Here is a 14,404-nt window from a genome sequence, read left to right as displayed (position 1 = left end):
GTCAATAGGCGGGCGGCTTCGCCTCGCGTCCGGCAGAAGCGGCGTGCGCCAGCGCGCGGGTGATGATGCTGGTCGACACGTTGGCAAAATAGCGCGCGCCCATTGCCCCGTACTTTTCCTCGTCCTGCGGCGTCAGCGCGATGATCCCTGAGCACTTGCCTGCCCCGGCGATCGCGCGCAGCCCGGCCTCGATGGCGCGTTGCACGGGTTCGGCGTTCCAGTCGCTGCCGTGACCCATTGCGTGCGCCAGGTCGTTGGGGCCGATGAACACCGCATCCACGCCGTCCACCGCCGCAATCTCGCCCGCCGCCGCAATGGCCTCGGGCGTTTCGATCATGGCGATGAAGCCGATGCCGTCGTTGCTGCGCTGCGTATGCCCAGCGCCGCCGAAGGCCCCGTAACCCGCCGCGCGCGTGCTGAACGCGCTGCCGCGTCGGCCCAGCGGCGGATAGTGGATCATGCCGGCCAGGCGCCGCGCCTGCTCGGCGCTTTCGACCATGGGCACCTGCACGGCGCTCGCGCCCATGTCCAGGATGCGCGGCAAGTCCTGCTCGAAACAGCGCACGATGGGCACGATGCCCGTGGCCCGCGCGGCGCGCAGCATGTGTTCGGTCATGCCGAAGTCCGCGCTGCCGTGCTCGTTGTCCAGAATGATGAAATCGAAGCCGGCATACGCGCACATCTCGACGATGGCTGGGCTGGGCAATCCGTTGAACAGGCCGCGCAGCGGCTTTCCGCTGCGCAACATGTCCGGCAGGCGGCCGTCCAGCGGGAGGCGGGGATCGGTCATGAAAGTCTCCTGTGTCGGGGCGGGATCAGTCGGCCTGGATGCCGGCGTCCTTGATCACCTTGCCCCATTTTTCTATTTCACTGCGTTGGAACTTCGAGAATTCTGCCGACCCGCGGCCGTCGGGCGCCACGCCCAGCGTCAACAGCTTGGCGCGCACGTCGGGGGTGTTGACGATGGCCGCAATCTCGCGCTCCAAGCGCTCCACCACCGGCGCGGGCGTGCCCGCCGGCGCAAAGATGCCTTGCCACGATTGCATCGCAAAGCCCGGCAATCCCAGCTCGGCAAGCGGTTTGACGCCCGGCAGGTCCGCCAGCGCCGCACTTGATGTGACGCCCAGCACCTTGACCCGCTTGGCATCGATCATCGGCCGCGCGGCCGCGACCGTTTCAAACACCATGTCGATCTGTCCGCCGATCAAATCCACCATCGACTGGGATCCACCCTTGTAAACGATCTGGCGCAACCGCGTGTCCGAAATCGACTGGAAGAGCTGTCCCGACAAATGCTGCGACGTGCCCGCGCCGGCCGTGCCGTACGTCAGCCCGTCCGGGTCGGCGCGCGCGGCGTCGATCACCTGCTGCACCGTGTCGAAGCGGCTGTCGGCGCGCACCACCAACGCGTTGCTGACCATGCCCACCAGCCCGACGGGCGTGAAGTCCTTGACCGGGTCATAGCCCAGCGACTTGATGAAGAACGGGTTGACGGCATGCGTGGTGATGGTGCCGCCCACGATGGTGTAGCCATCGGGCTCGGCGCGCGCCACCTGCTGCGTGCCCACAATGCCGGAAACGCCCGGCTTGTTCTCGACGATGACCGATTGCCCGAGACGAGCGCTCAATTGCTCGGCCATCAGGCGCGCGACGCCGTCGGACACGCCGCCCGGCGAAAACGGCACGATGTACCGGATATTTTTGGTCGGCCAGGCGGGCGCGCCGCCTTGGGCGTGGGCCATGCTGGCGGTCAGTCCGATGGCCGCTACGGCGGTCAGGGTGCGTACAAAAATGCTGCGCATGCGTTTGTCTCCTGGTGTCAATGAGCGCGGTCTGCGCGCGCTTTTTTTGGTAATGCTGGAAAAAAAGAAAAGCGTGTCGTCAGGGCCCCGCCCGGACCGTCGCGCGTTCGACGAGACCGCAGGGCACGACGATGTCGCGCGGCCGCAGTTCGGCCTGCATCTGTTCGCGCAACAGCGCGACGGTGGCGTCCACCATGGGCTCGACCTGCTGACGCACGGTGGTCAGGCGATACGCGCCCCAGGCTGCTTGCGGCACGTCGTCAAAGCCCACGACGGCCACGTCCTCGGGCACGCGTGCGCCCAGCTCCTGACGCAGCACGTCCAGCGCCGCAATCGCCATGTGATCGTTGCCGGCAAACAGCGCGTCCGGCGGCTCCGTGGCAAACATCTTCCGCACGGCGGCCTGCGCCAGATCGAAGTCGTAGTGGCCCACTTCGCGGCAGGAGACGTCGTGGCCGAGTTCCCGCAAGGCATCGCGGTAACCGCGTTCGCGTTCGATGCTGGTGGAAGAATCCTCCAGCCCCGCCAGGTAGCCAAAGCGCCGGTAGCCGCGTGCCGCCAGCAGGCGCGCCACCAGTTGGCCGCCCGCATAGTTGTCGGACGTGACCGAGCTGCTGGCGTGACGCGCCAGCCCGCCCAGAATGGACACCCGATTGAATTGCACGACCGGTACGCCGACCTCGGCACAACTGCGCGCCACGTTGGACGACAGCATGGCGGACGCCATGACGATGCCATCGACCTGATACTGCAGGATCTCGGCCAGCACGCCGTCGGCCGCCTCGTCCACCTCGGCGATGAACATCAGCACGTGGTAGCCCTCTTTCTGCAGCTTCTGTGATAGCCGCTCGATCACCAGCGGGTAGAACTGGTTTTCCAGATAGCTCATCACCAGCGCCACGATGCGGCTGCGTCGAGTGATCAGGCTGCGTGCCAGCGCATTGGGCCGATAGCCCAGCTTTTGCGCGGCCGCCAGCACCTTGCGCCGCGTCTCTTCCGACACGCTGGCGCCGGGGGTGAACGTTCGGCTGACGGCCGACTGCGACACCTGCGCCAGATCCGCCACGTCCTGCGCGCGGGGCGCGGTCCTCATGCCGCGGTCCATCCTGCATCCAGCATCAGGGCGCTGCCCGTCATCAGACTGGACGCGTCACTGGCCAGGAAGACGATGGCGCCCATCACCTCGTCCAGACGGCCGACGCGGCCCAGCGCGTTGCGCGCACAGACCCAGTCCCGAAACCCGGGCTGCGCCAGCATGCCCGCCGTCATGGGCGTTTCGATGAAGGTCGGGCACACGGTGTTCACGCGGATGTTGGCGGCGCCCAGCTCCCACGCCAGCGCGCGCGTCATGCCTTCCAGCGCGTGCTTGCTGGCGCAATACAGCGTGCGCCGGGGACTGCCCACGTGCCCCATCTGCGACGACACATTCACGATGGATCCGGCGCGGCCTTCCATGATCAGACGGCGCGCCACGGCCCGGCAGGTGTAGAAGGCTGCCTTTACATTCAGGTCCAGCACGGCGTCGATGTCCTCGTCGGACTGATCGACGAGCGGCTTGGGGCGATTCATGCCCGCGTTATTGACCAGAATGTCGAAGGGCTCCGCGCGTGCGACCGCCTGGTCCACGGCCGCGGAATCCGTCACGTCCAGCACCAGCGGCACACAGCCGATGCCCTCAAAGCGCAAGGCTTCGCACACTTGCAAAAGCTCAGCCTCGCGCCGGGCCGCCACCGTGACATGCGCGCCCGCACGGCCCAGCGCGGCGGCCGCCGCCAGCCCGATGCCGCCGCTGCCGCCCGTCACCAGGGCGCGGCGACCGTCCAGGCGGAAGTCCGGTCCTTTGGGCAGCGCCATCATGCCTGGGCCTTTACCGGCTGATACCACGGCAGGTCGGGGCGATTGCCATAACGGCGCACGCGGATGTTGGCCTGCTCGCCATGGCCCGCAAAATTCTCCATGTGGCACAGGCGCGAGCAATACTCGCCCATCGCCGCGCTGGCTTCGTCCGTCAGCACGCGCTGATACGTGCAGGTCTTGAGGAATTTGCCCACCCACAGGCCGCCGGTATAGCGGGCGTTGCGGTTCGTCGGCAGCGTGTGATTGGTGCCGATCACCTTGTCCCCAAAGCTGACGTTGGTGCGCGGCCCCAGGAACAGCGCGCCGTAGTTCGTCATCCGGTTCAGGAAGTAGTCGGGATCGCGCGTCATCACCTGCACGTGCTCGAACGCCAGCTCGTCGGCCACCTGCAGCATTTCCTCGTCGCTGTCGCAGACGATAACCTCGCCGCAATCGGCCCAGGCCTTGGCCGCGATGCCGGCCGTCGGCAGGATCGAAAGCTGGCGCTCGACTTCGGCCAGCGTGTCGCGCGCCAGTTGTTCGCTGGTGGTCAGCAGCACTGCGGGGGACGTGGGGCCGTGTTCCGCCTGGCCCAGCAGATCGACGGCGCACAGCTCGCCGTCCACGCTGTCGTCCGCGATCACCAGCGTCTCGGTGGGTCCTGCAAACAGGTCGATGCCCACCCGGCCGTACAACTGCCGCTTCGCTTCGGCCACAAACATGTTGCCCGGGCCGACCAGCATGTCCACGGGCGCAACGCTGGGCGTACCCACCGCCATCGCCACCACGGCCTGCACGCCGCCCAGCACCAGGATCTCGTCCGCGCCCGCCATGTCCATGGCGGTCACGATGGCCGGATGCGGCTTGCCCTGATACGGCGGCGCCGTGGACACGATGCGTTTCACGCCCGCCACCTTGGCGGTCAGGACGCTCATGTGCGCCGAGGCCAGCAGCGGATATTTGCCGCCCGGGATGTAGCAGCCCACCGCATTCATCGGCACGTGCTTGTGGCCCAGGACCACACCCGGATACGTTTCCACTTCGACGTCGCGCATCGAATCGCGCTGGATCTGCGCAAAGTTGCGGACCTGGCTCTGAGCGAATGCGATGTCCTCGATCTCGCGCGCCGACAACTGCTTGCGCGCCGCCTCGATCTCGGCGCGCGAGAGGCGGAAATCCGCCGGGTCCCAGTTGTCGAACTTGCGGCTGTAATCGCGCACGGCGTCGTCGCCACGGGTTTCGATGTCGCGGATGATGTCTTCGACGGTGGCGCGCACCTTGGCGTCGTCGTCGGTCTTGACGGCGGCGGTCCGGCCGCGCTTCAGATATCGGATCATGGTCTCGGGTCCTGCAGCGTTGAAAGTTCATCGATGGAGGGCACTTTCAAAGCCTTGCATACGTATGCAAATAGGGAGAAACCCGGAGAAACGCCGGCATTGCCGGGATGGCCGGATCGCCTCGATTGGCCAACTGGGCTGTCAGGCTGCCGACAGCCAGGCGCGAAGGGCTTTCGATACACTCTCGGAATCCCGCATCGATGACCGCCGCGCCGTCCGGCGCCCCACGTTCCCCTCATGTCGCATCCCGAATCGTTCAATCTGAAGCAGATCGCCGTGCCGGCGTTCGGCCCGTCGCTGCTTTACGGCATCAGCAACGGCGCCATCCTTCCCGTGATCGCGCTCACTGCGCGGGAACAAGGCGCGTCATTCGCGGCAGCCGGCCTCATCGCGGCCCTCATCGGCGTCGGCTCGCTGCTGTCGAACATTCCGTCCGCACTGATCACCGAGCGCTTCGGCGAGAAGCGCGCCATGGCCGGCGCCGCCTTGTTGAGCGTGGCGGGGCTGCTGCTCGTGATCGGCGTGCCGCATCTCTGGGTGCTCGCACTGGCCATGCTGATGCAGGGCTGCGCGCAATCGGTGTTCCAGCTGGCGCGCCAAAGCTACATGATCGAGGTCGTGCCGCTGACGTACCGCGCGCGCGCCCTGTCGACGCTGGGCGGGACGACGCGGATCGGCACCTTCATCGGCCCCTTCGCGGGCGCGGCACTGATTCATTTCATGGGGCTCGACGGCGCGTACTGGATTGCCGTCTGCGCCATGCTCGGCGCGGGATTCATCGCCATCAAGGCGCCGGACATCGAACCCTCGCACGCCAAGGCCTCAGGCGCGCCGCGCGCACGCATCGGCGAGGTCGCGCGCGACCATCGCGGCGTGTACGCCACGCTGGGCGTCGGCGTGATGCTGATCAGCGCGCTGCGCGCGTCGCGCCAGGTGGTGATTCCGCTGTGGGCAGACCATCTCGGTCTGGACGCCACCACCACGTCCCTCGTCTACGGCCTGGTCGCGGCGGTCGACATGTCGGTGTTCTATCCCGCGGGCAAGGTGATGGACCAGCGCGGCCGGTTGTGGGTGGCGCTGCCGTGCACGCTGCTGATGGGCTTGAGCCTGATGGCGATCCCGCTGACAGGCGGCGTGACGAGCTTCATCCTGGTGTCGCTGCTGCTGGGCTTTGGCAACGGCATCGGGTCGGGCATTGTGATGACGCTGGGCGCGGATGCCGCACCGCCCGGCGCGCGCACGCAGTTTCTGGGCATCTGGCGCTTCATGGCCGATCTGGGTGCAAGCGGCGGGCCGGTGGCGCTATCGGCGCTGACGGCACTGTTGTCGCTGGGCGGGGCATCGTTTGGCGTGGGGACGTTGGGCCTGGTCGCGGCTGGGGTGTTCTGGCGGTGGCTGCCGCGCCGGGGGTAGGCAGAACAGGCCGCGGTGAGCGGCATTGCCGCACTGCGTCATCGCAAAGCGCTGAACCTACCGCGTCGCGGCATCTCCGCAGCGGCACGCGGTACCCCTCAAAGCGTCCAAAATAAGTTCAAAAAATATCAACCAAATCTGTATTGCTTCAAGGATTCGCAAGTTCCAGAATTCTGTTCATGGGCGCAGCATGCCGCTTGAGGACGGAAAATGGATACGACGCATTCCACCAACCAGAGACAGCTAACGGTTCGCATCTCACGCGGCACGGAGGAAGGAAAGTTCTCCACCTACCTGGTCCCGTGGCGCGACAACCAGACCGTTCTGGACGTGGTGACGGAAGTCCAGCGAACGCAAGAGCCCGGCCTGTCGTACCGCTACGCCTGTCGCGTCGGCGTGTGCGGGTCCTGTGCGATGACCGTCAACGGCAAACCGCGTTGGACGTGCCGCACGCACGTGAGCCGCGTCGAAGAAGCGGGCGTGATCGTGATCGAGCCCTTGCGCAACATGCCGCGGATCAAGGATCTGGTCGTCGACATGCGCGAGTTCTTCCAGAAGTGGGCGCGCGCCGGCAACACCTTTGTCGGCACCGCCACGCGCAATGATCCGCCGGCGCTGGTGTCGCCCCAAAGCAAGCAACGCAAGCTCGCTGACGCGGCCATCGAATGCATCAACTGCGGCGTGTGCTACGCCGCCTGTGACGTGGTGTCGTGGGACAAGGACTACCTGGGTCCGGCGGCGCTGAATCGCGCGTGGACGCTCTATAACGACGAGCGGCACGCCGACCCCAAGGATGTTCTGCACAAGGCCACCTCCGGCAGCGGCTGCAATTCCTGTCACACGCAGGGCAGTTGCATGAAGCACTGTCCCGTCAGCCTGAGCCCGACCGGCAGCATCGCGGGCCTGAAACGCAGCGCCATCTTCAGCCTGCTCAAGGGAGGCTGACGTGGAGGCCCGTCTGTTTGCACTCCAGCGCCTGACGGCAATGGTGATGGCGCCCTTCGTCCTGGTGCACGTCGGCCTCGTCATCTATGCGGTCCGCGGCGGCCTGACCGCCGGCGAAATCCTCTCGCGCACCGAGGGGAACTGGCTATGGATCGTCTTCTACGGCCTGTTCGTGCTCAGCGTATCGGTCCACGTTCCCATCGGCCTGCGCAACATCCTCATCGAGTGGCTGAAACTCGGCCGCGCGGCGGCCTCCGTCATCGGCCTGATGTTCGGCGCGGCGCTGCTCGTTCTGGGCATCCGCGCGGTCGCCGCGGTAGGCGGACTGGCATGAGAAAGTCCGCACGCAATCACCAGGCGTACTGGGCCTTTCTGGGACATCGGCTTTCCGGCCTGGCGCTGGCGCTGTTCCTTCCCGTCCATTTCTATGTGCTGGCCATGGCGCTGGACCAGGCCAGGCTTGACGCATTCCTGAAGCTGGCGGAGCTGCCGTGGATGAAAGCCGGTGAATGGGGGCTGGTGCTGCTTCTGACGCTGCATATGTTCTTCGGACTGCGCCTGCTTGCGCTTGAACTCCTGCCCTGGCGCACGCCGCGCGACGCGCGCGTCGCGTGGATCGGCTGGGGCTTTGCGATCTCGATGGCCACCGGACTGGCGTTCATCGCCGGAGTGATCTGACATGCGTATTGAAAACCACAAGACGGACATTCTGGTGCTGGGTACTGGCGGCGCGGGCCTCTTCGCGGCGCTGCACGCGAAGAAGGCAAACCCGTCGCTGCAGGTCACGGTGACCGTCAAAGGCCTGCTCGGCAAGTGCGGCTGTACCCGCATGGTCCAGGGCGGCTACAACGTCGCGCTGGCCGCGGGTGACTCGGTCGAGCGCCACTTCATGGACACGATCGAGGGCGGCAAATGGCTGCCGCGCCAGGATCTGGCCTGGCGGCTGGTCGAAGGCGCGGTCGAACGGGTTCGGGAGCTGGAAAACGAGATCGGCTGCTTCTTCGACCGCAATCCCGATGGATCGCTGCATTCCAAGGCGTTTGCCGGCCAAAGCTTTGACCGGACCGTGCACAAGGCGGACCTGACCGGCATCGAGATCATCAATCGGCTGATGGAGCAGGTTCGCGCGCTGGATGTGGAAGAACTTGAGGAGCACCGCGCCATCGAACTCATCCCGGCCGCCGACGGCTCGGGCATCTCGGGCGTACTGTTCATCGACATGCGGGCGGGTACCTATCGGTTCATCCAGGCCAAGGCAGTTCTTTTGGCCACCGGCGCCGGCCCGACGATGTACCGCTACCACACGCCTTCCGGCGACAAGACCTGCGACGGCCTGGCCATGGCATTGCGATACGGCCTGAAGCTCAGAGACATGGAGATGGTCCAGTTTCATCCGACAGGTCTGTTGGGCGGACCCGATACGCGGATGACCGGCACGGTGCTGGAAGAAGGCTTGCGCGGCGCCGGCGGTTACCTGCTCAACGGCGAAGGCGAGCGCTTCATGACGAACTACGACAAGCGCGGCGAACGGGCCACGCGCGACGTGGTCAGCCGCGGGATCTACGCCGAAATGCGCGCGGGGCGCACAGGTCCGATGGGCGGCGTCTACATCCAGATGAGCCATCTTGGTCCGGAGAACGTGGCCAAGACCTTCCCCGGCATGGTCAACCGCTGCAAGGACTGCGGATTCGACCTGGCCGGCGGAAAAGTCGAAGTGGTGCCGACCGCGCATTACCTGATGGGCGGCGTCGAATTCAATGTGGACGGGTCGACCGCCTCGCCCGGCCTGTATGCCGCGGGAGAGGACTGCGGCGGGGTGCACGGCGCGAACCGCCTGGGCGGAAACGGCGTCGCCAACTCCACGGTGTTCGGCGGCATCGCGGGCGACGCGATGGCCGCCTATGTCGCCAAGTCAGGCCAGTGGCGCGATCCGGACCAGCAGGTCATGGCGCGCGGTGTCGAACGCGCCGAGTTTCCGTTTTCGCGGCGTGCCGGGCGCATCCACGAGCTGCGCGATGCGCTGTCGCAGACGATGTGGGACGACGTCGGCGTGCTGCGCAATCGGGACGCCATGGAACACGGCCTTGGGGCCATTTCCGGCCATCGCGCGGCCCTGCGCAACATCGGTGTCGCGGACGGCGACCGGCGTTTCAACCTGACCTGGCACGACTGGCTCAACCTTGAAAGCCTGGTCGACATCTCGAAGGTCATCACGGTGTCGGCGCTGGCACGCGAGAACAGCCGCGGCGCGCACTATCGCGAAGACTTTTCCGAACCCGGCGACCTGTACACCAGCTGCTACACCCGCGTCAGCGCGCAGGACGGCGAATTGCAGCTGGAGATGGTTCCGGTTTCCTTTGACATCGTCAAGCCGGGCGAATCGCTGATCGAAGGCGAAGCAGGCATCCCCCAAAGCTGAAGGCAACCCACCATGAGAATTCCCGTCCAGAAAATTGAAGAAGCCGCGCTGGAAATCATGCGCCGCGCTGCCATCGAGATACCCAGGGACTACAAGGAAGGCATTCAGGCCCTGCAGAAAAAGGAAACCGGCAAGCTGCCGCGATTCGTCATCCACGCCATGGTCGACAACTGGGAGGCCGCCGACCAGGACCGGCGCCCGATGTGCGCCGATACCGGATTGCCGCGGTATTACGTCAAGGTGGGCAACGAGGCCTGCGTGGACGCTGGTTTCGTCGCCGTGGAGCGCGCGCTGCGACACGCCACGGCCGAAGCCACCGTGACCATCCCGCTGCGGCCGAACCGCGTGCATCCGCTCTGGCGCACCGACCACAACAACAACGTCGGGATCAACGCGCCGGAAGTCGAATGGTCTTTCGAACCGGACGCCGACTGGATCGAAATCACCACCGTGCACAAGGGTGGCCTGTTCGGCACCGACTACCGGATGCTGTTTCCCGGCGACGGCATCGACGGCATCAAGCGCTTCGTGCTCGACACCCTGATCGCGTTCGGCAAGCGCGGCCTGGCGTGCCAGCCCGCCATCGTCGGCATCGGCCTGGGCGGGTCCAAGGACACGTGCATGCAGCTCGGCAAGCAGGCGGCCTGTCTGCGCACGGTTGGCGACCGGAATCCCGATCCCAAGGTGGCCGAACTGGAGCTTGAACTGATGAAGCTCGGCAACTCGATCGGCATGGGCGCCATGGGCTTCGTCGGCTCCGGCATGGTGGTCGATTGCCATATCGAATGCGGCTACACGCACACCGGCGGCATGCCCATCAGCCTGCATACGTTCTGCCTGTCTTCGCGCCGCGCCACCGCGCGGATCCACGCCAATGGGGAAATCCAGTACCGCACCGATCCTCAATGGTTCACGCCCTACCTGCGCCGGGAGACGGTCGAATGGTGAACAACGACGACGACATCAAGGTCTTTCATCTTGACCTGCCCGCCAAGACGGAAGACATCGCCAAGCTCGAACTCGGTTCGGCCGTGTACCTGAATGGACTGGTGTACACGGCCCGCGAGGGTGTCTACAAGAAGGTGCTGGATGAGGGCCTGCCCCTGCCGGTGGATCTGCGGTCCGTCAGCAACGTCAATTTCCATTGCTCGCCGGCCGCCGCCCCCGACGGCCACGGCGGCTACAACGTGGGCGCCGTCACCGCCACCGCGTCATTCCGGTTCTCCAAATGGATTCCCCGGTGGCTCAGCGAGACGGGCTGCCGCATCCTGATCGGCAAGGGCGGCATGCCCGCCGATGACTACAAGCAGGTGTTGGCGCCGGGCGGCGCCATCTACCTGACCACGGTGGGCTACGGCACGGGCGCCTTGCTGGGACGGGGCATCAAGCAGGTGCGCGAGGTGCATTGGCTGGATGAGCTGGGCATCGCGCAGGCGATGTGGCTGTTCGAGGTCAAGGATTTCGGCCCATTCATCGTCGAGAGCGACCTGGACGGCAACTCGCTTTTCGCGCAGCACGCGGAAGCGATCAACGCCGGCATCGAAAAGCTGTATGCCGGACTGAAGCCGCCCGCGCTGCACCGCTACGGCGAGACGGACGACCGCAAGGACGAAGTGATGTAGGCGCTGCGTCGCCACGCCCCGCAATCGGATTCCATTCAGAGAGACTGCGATGATCATCGACTTTCGGCTTCGGCCGCCCGTTGGCGGCTTCTTGAACACACTGATGTATTCAGCGGGAGAACGGCGCGACGGCTTCACGCGGACGGTGGGATTCGAACCATCCAAAGCGGCGCAGCAGCAGTCGATGGACCTGCTTCTGCAGGAGATGGACGCGGCCCGCATCGACCGCGGCGTGGTGGTGGGCAGACTGGCCGGCGTGCTGGGCAGCGTGTCCAACGACGATGTGCGCGGCATCGTGGCCGGGCACCCGGACCGGTTCATCGGTGCGGCCTCGATCGATCCCACCGACCGCCGCAAGGCATGTCAGACCATCAACCAGGCCATCGAAAACGGCTTCCGGCTGATCAACATCGAACCGGGTTCCTATCCCGTGCCCATGCACGCCGACGACCGGCGTCTCTATCCCATCTATGGCCATTGCGAGGACGTCGGCGTTCCCGTGATCATGATGGTCGGTGGCACGGCGGGGCCCGACCTGAGCTATTCCGATCCGATACGAACCGATCGCGTCCTGACGGATTTTCCCAACCTTAATGTCGTGGTCGCCCACGGCGGTTGGCCGTGGGTCAACGAAATCCTGCACCTGGGGTTCCGGCGGCCGAATCTGTGGCTGTCGCCCGACATGTACTTTTCCCGCATGCCCGGCTGGGAGGAATACGTAAAGGCGGCCGACAGCTTTCTGTCAGACCGGATGCTGTACGCCAGCTCGTTTCCCTTCTGTCCGGTGCAAGGGTACAAAGAATGGTTTGAGCGCTTGCCGATCCGTGAGGAAAACCTGAAGAAGGTCATGGGAGGCAACGCCCGGCGGCTGCTCGGGCTGTAGCGCCCGCATCCCGCGCGTTTCGCGACGCCCACCGACCAGGACGAATACTGCATGGACATCCGGACCCTCTACACGCTGATTGCGATCGCAGACCACGGCAGCTTCGCCGAGGCCGGGAACACCATCGGCCTGTCGTTGTCAGCCGTGAGCATGCAGGTCCGCGCGCTGGAGGATGAGCTGGGCATCACGATCTTCGATCGCAGCCGCCGCCCGCCGATCCTGACGGACACGGGCCTGGCGCTGGTCCACCGGGCGCGCGACCTGATCACGCATTGGGAAAGCATGAGCGCTTCGCTCAAGAAGGGGACGTCGGCCGGCCTGCTCAAACTGGGCAGCGTGCATACCTGTGTGTCGGGCGTGCTGCCGCTGGCCTTGCGCCACCTGCAAAAGCAGGGGCACGGGCTGGAGGTTCACGTCACCACGGGGCTGACGCACGACCTGGAGCGGGCCATCTATCACCGCCAGCTCGATGTCGCCATCGTGACCGAGCCGGACGCGCCGCGCTCGGGGCTGGACTTTCTGCCCTTCGTCGAGGAGGAGCTGGTCGTCATTGCGCACCGGTCGGTGCAAGGCGCCAGCGACCAGGAAATTCTGGAGCAGACACCCTATGTCCGATTCAACCGCTCAGCCCGCGTCGGCCATCTGGTGCAGGAAGAAATGGTGCGCAGGCGCATCACGGTGCGATCGACCATGGAGATCGACAACCTTGAAGGCGTCATCGCGATGGTGGCCAACGGCCTGGGCGCGTCCGTGGTGCCGGCCAGGCGCGGCCGCAACGAGTTCCCGCCGGGCATCCGAGTCATTCCGTTCGGCGCGCCGACGATCACCCGCCGCCTGGGCATCCTGGCGCCGCAGGAGAATCCCAGATCCCATCTTTCGCAGTTGCTGCTCGATGCGTTGAAGTCGGTTTGCGCCAGCCAGACCCGATGACGGCGCAGGCGCGTCCCAATCCCTGATCCGCAGTAAGTAGTCCAGCAGTCCCGCAGTCCGCAGCCCAGTAGTTCAGTAGTCCGCCAACAATCACCGCGACGTCCCAAAAAAATCGAGCCAATCGGCTTGAGGGGCAGTTGCTGCCTGGCGAAACCCGCCCTGCCCGCAGATCGGCGGGTCGCGCCTACCGCGAGCGAAAGGAGACAAACCCGTGAAAGACGACAATCAACTTGTGCATGGACGCCGCCGGCTCATCAAGGCCATGGGATACGGGCTGGCCCTATCACCGTTTCTTTCGACACCTGCCCGCGCGAATTGGCCATCGGACAAGGCCATCCGCATGGTCATCCCATTCTCGGCGGGCGGCGCCACCGACCTGCTCGGGCGCGCGCTGGCCTCCGAAATGGGCAAAGGCCTGAACCAGAGCATCGTCGTCGAAAACCGTGCGGGCGCCGGCGGCAGCGTCGGCGCGCAGGCCGTGGCCGGATCCCCCGCGGACGGCTATACGCTGATGCTCGCATCGGGCAGCATGTTCACCGTCAATCAGTTCATCTACAGCAAGCTGCCCTACTCGCTGAATGACTTCAGCCTCATCGCCAAGGTCGCCAGCGGACCGATGGTCATCACCGTCAATGCCGAACTGCCTGTCAACAACACGCGGGAACTCATCGCCTACGCGAAGGCCCGGCCCGGCAAACTCAGCTTTTCGTCCGCCGGTGTCGGGAGCCAGACACATATGGCTGGCGAAGCGTTTACCGACGCTGCCGGGATCGACCTCATGCATGTCCCGTACAAGGGCGAAGGGCCCGGCTACACGGACCTGATGGCCGGAATCATCCAGGTGGCCGTCGGCAACATCAATGCGATCGCGCCGCTGCTCAAGGGCGGCCGCCTGCGCGCGCTTTCCGTCACGGGCAAGGAGCGCGCGGCCTTGCTGCCCGGCGTGCCGACCACGGCCGAGGACGGCGTGCCCGGATTCGAGTTCACCGGCTGGTTCGCGCTGATGGCGCCTGCCGGCACGCCGCAAGGCGCGATAGACCGGCTGCTCGCCGTTGCCAAACAGGCCGTTGAACAACCGGGCTTGAAGCGCTACCTTCAGGACCAGGGCATGGCCCCCACCATCGTGCCTGCCGCGGCGCTGCAAAAGGAGATCGCCGCGGAGTCCGCCAAATGGCAGGCCCTCGTGCAAAAGAAGGGAATCACCGCCACCTGACCAC

15 protein-coding genes are annotated in these 14,404 nt (G+C 65.7%); 10 read left to right on the top strand and 5 right to left on the bottom strand.

Going from position 1 to position 14,404, the window contains the following annotated elements; translation table 11 throughout:
- Position 1 precedes the first annotated feature (1 nt).
- From AC6LJW_RS01545 to hisD, 5 genes are all read right to left on the bottom strand, one after another.
- Positions 2-790: an HpcH/HpaI aldolase family protein gene (locus tag AC6LJW_RS01545; protein ID WP_056558612.1), complete on the bottom strand. Its 789-nt coding sequence runs from the start codon at positions 788-790 to the stop codon at positions 2-4.
- Positions 791-815: 25 nt separating this feature from the next.
- On the bottom strand, positions 816-1,802 hold the full coding sequence (locus AC6LJW_RS01540) for a Bug family tripartite tricarboxylate transporter substrate binding protein (RefSeq protein ID WP_498086299.1): 987 nt from the start codon (positions 1,800-1,802) through the stop codon (positions 816-818).
- A gap of 79 nt (positions 1,803-1,881) precedes the next feature.
- Positions 1,882-2,895, bottom strand: coding sequence for a LacI family DNA-binding transcriptional regulator (locus AC6LJW_RS01535; protein WP_498086298.1), 1,014 nt, complete (start codon positions 2,893-2,895; stop codon positions 1,882-1,884).
- The gene (locus AC6LJW_RS01530) at positions 2,892-3,659 is read right to left on the bottom strand and encodes an SDR family NAD(P)-dependent oxidoreductase (RefSeq protein WP_056558616.1); all 768 of its coding nucleotides are present in this window, start codon (positions 3,657-3,659) and stop codon (positions 2,892-2,894) included. Before AC6LJW_RS01530 ends, AC6LJW_RS01535 begins: the two co-directional genes overlap by 4 nt.
- Entirely contained in the window at positions 3,656-4,975 is a 1,320-nt protein-coding gene (gene hisD / locus AC6LJW_RS01525) for a histidinol dehydrogenase (protein ID WP_056566247.1), read from the bottom strand. Before hisD ends, AC6LJW_RS01530 begins: the two co-directional genes overlap by 4 nt.
- 237 nt (positions 4,976-5,212) lie before the next feature.
- Between hisD and AC6LJW_RS01520 the strand changes: the two genes are divergently transcribed.
- The 10 genes from AC6LJW_RS01520 (at position 5,213) to AC6LJW_RS01475 (ending at position 14,400) form a co-directional block, all read left to right on the top strand.
- Positions 5,213-6,388, top strand: a complete 1,176-nt coding sequence (locus tag AC6LJW_RS01520) for an MFS transporter (RefSeq protein ID WP_498086297.1) — start codon at positions 5,213-5,215, stop codon at positions 6,386-6,388.
- A gap of 210 nt (positions 6,389-6,598) precedes the next feature.
- The gene (locus tag AC6LJW_RS01515; protein WP_056558621.1) at positions 6,599-7,333 is read left to right on the top strand and encodes a succinate dehydrogenase/fumarate reductase iron-sulfur subunit; all 735 of its coding nucleotides are present in this window, start codon (positions 6,599-6,601) and stop codon (positions 7,331-7,333) included.
- Between the two features lies 1 nt (position 7,334).
- On the top strand, positions 7,335-7,667 hold the full coding sequence (locus AC6LJW_RS01510; protein ID WP_056558624.1) for a succinate dehydrogenase: 333 nt from the start codon (positions 7,335-7,337) through the stop codon (positions 7,665-7,667).
- Complete coding sequence (locus AC6LJW_RS01505; protein ID WP_056558628.1) at positions 7,664-8,011, top strand: succinate dehydrogenase/fumarate reductase transmembrane subunit; 348 nt, start codon at positions 7,664-7,666, stop codon at positions 8,009-8,011. The genes AC6LJW_RS01510 and AC6LJW_RS01505 overlap by 4 nt, the downstream gene beginning before the upstream one ends.
- A gap of 1 nt (position 8,012) precedes the next feature.
- Positions 8,013-9,752 (top strand): L-aspartate oxidase, encoded by a 1,740-nt coding sequence (locus AC6LJW_RS01500; RefSeq protein ID WP_498086296.1) that lies wholly within the window; start codon positions 8,013-8,015, stop codon positions 9,750-9,752.
- Positions 9,753-9,764: 12 nt separating this feature from the next.
- Positions 9,765-10,700, top strand: a complete 936-nt coding sequence (locus AC6LJW_RS01495; protein ID WP_498086295.1) for a fumarate hydratase — start codon at positions 9,765-9,767, stop codon at positions 10,698-10,700.
- Positions 10,694-11,374, top strand: a complete 681-nt coding sequence (locus tag AC6LJW_RS01490) for a fumarate hydratase C-terminal domain-containing protein (protein WP_056558638.1) — start codon at positions 10,694-10,696, stop codon at positions 11,372-11,374. Before AC6LJW_RS01495 ends, AC6LJW_RS01490 begins: the two co-directional genes overlap by 7 nt.
- A gap of 49 nt (positions 11,375-11,423) precedes the next feature.
- On the top strand, positions 11,424-12,257 hold the full coding sequence (locus AC6LJW_RS01485; protein WP_427985606.1) for an amidohydrolase family protein: 834 nt from the start codon (positions 11,424-11,426) through the stop codon (positions 12,255-12,257).
- A gap of 51 nt (positions 12,258-12,308) precedes the next feature.
- Positions 12,309-13,187, top strand: a complete 879-nt coding sequence (locus AC6LJW_RS01480) for a LysR family transcriptional regulator (protein WP_056558646.1) — start codon at positions 12,309-12,311, stop codon at positions 13,185-13,187.
- 262 nt (positions 13,188-13,449) lie between these two features.
- The gene (locus tag AC6LJW_RS01475; protein ID WP_498086334.1) at positions 13,450-14,400 is read left to right on the top strand and encodes a tripartite tricarboxylate transporter substrate binding protein; all 951 of its coding nucleotides are present in this window, start codon (positions 13,450-13,452) and stop codon (positions 14,398-14,400) included.
- Positions 14,401-14,404: the final 4 nt, after the last annotated feature.

It is taken from the genome of Achromobacter sp. 1012554356, assembly GCF_059760815.1.
The sequence above is the reverse complement of the archived record's forward strand: the minus strand, read 5'-3'. Positions and strand labels throughout refer to the sequence as shown.

Excerpts from the sequence above, each read along its gene's own strand:
- AC6LJW_RS01490 (WP_056558638.1), top strand. The coding sequence starts at position 10,694 with ATGGTGAACAACGACGACGACATCAAGGTCTTTCATCTTGACCTGCCC.
- AC6LJW_RS01540 (WP_498086299.1), bottom strand. The coding sequence starts at position 1,802 with ATGCGCAGCATTTTTGTACGCACCCTGACCGCCGTAGCGGCCATCGGA.
- AC6LJW_RS01535 (WP_498086298.1), bottom strand. The coding sequence starts at position 2,895 with ATGAGGACCGCGCCCCGCGCGCAGGACGTGGCGGATCTGGCGCAGGTG.
- AC6LJW_RS01475 (WP_498086334.1), top strand. The coding sequence starts at position 13,450 with ATGGGATACGGGCTGGCCCTATCACCGTTTCTTTCGACACCTGCCCGC.
- AC6LJW_RS01480 (WP_056558646.1), top strand. The coding sequence starts at position 12,309 with ATGGACATCCGGACCCTCTACACGCTGATTGCGATCGCAGACCACGGC.
- AC6LJW_RS01485 (WP_427985606.1), top strand. The coding sequence starts at position 11,424 with ATGATCATCGACTTTCGGCTTCGGCCGCCCGTTGGCGGCTTCTTGAAC.
- AC6LJW_RS01505 (WP_056558628.1), top strand. The coding sequence starts at position 7,664 with ATGAGAAAGTCCGCACGCAATCACCAGGCGTACTGGGCCTTTCTGGGA.
- AC6LJW_RS01495 (WP_498086295.1), top strand. The coding sequence starts at position 9,765 with ATGAGAATTCCCGTCCAGAAAATTGAAGAAGCCGCGCTGGAAATCATG.
- AC6LJW_RS01530 (WP_056558616.1), bottom strand. The coding sequence starts at position 3,659 with ATGATGGCGCTGCCCAAAGGACCGGACTTCCGCCTGGACGGTCGCCGC.
- AC6LJW_RS01545 (WP_056558612.1), bottom strand. The coding sequence starts at position 790 with ATGACCGATCCCCGCCTCCCGCTGGACGGCCGCCTGCCGGACATGTTG.
- hisD (WP_056566247.1), bottom strand. The coding sequence starts at position 4,975 with ATGATCCGATATCTGAAGCGCGGCCGGACCGCCGCCGTCAAGACCGAC.
- AC6LJW_RS01515 (WP_056558621.1), top strand. The coding sequence starts at position 6,599 with ATGGATACGACGCATTCCACCAACCAGAGACAGCTAACGGTTCGCATC.
- AC6LJW_RS01520 (WP_498086297.1), top strand. The coding sequence starts at position 5,213 with ATGTCGCATCCCGAATCGTTCAATCTGAAGCAGATCGCCGTGCCGGCG.
- AC6LJW_RS01500 (WP_498086296.1), top strand. The coding sequence starts at position 8,013 with ATGCGTATTGAAAACCACAAGACGGACATTCTGGTGCTGGGTACTGGC.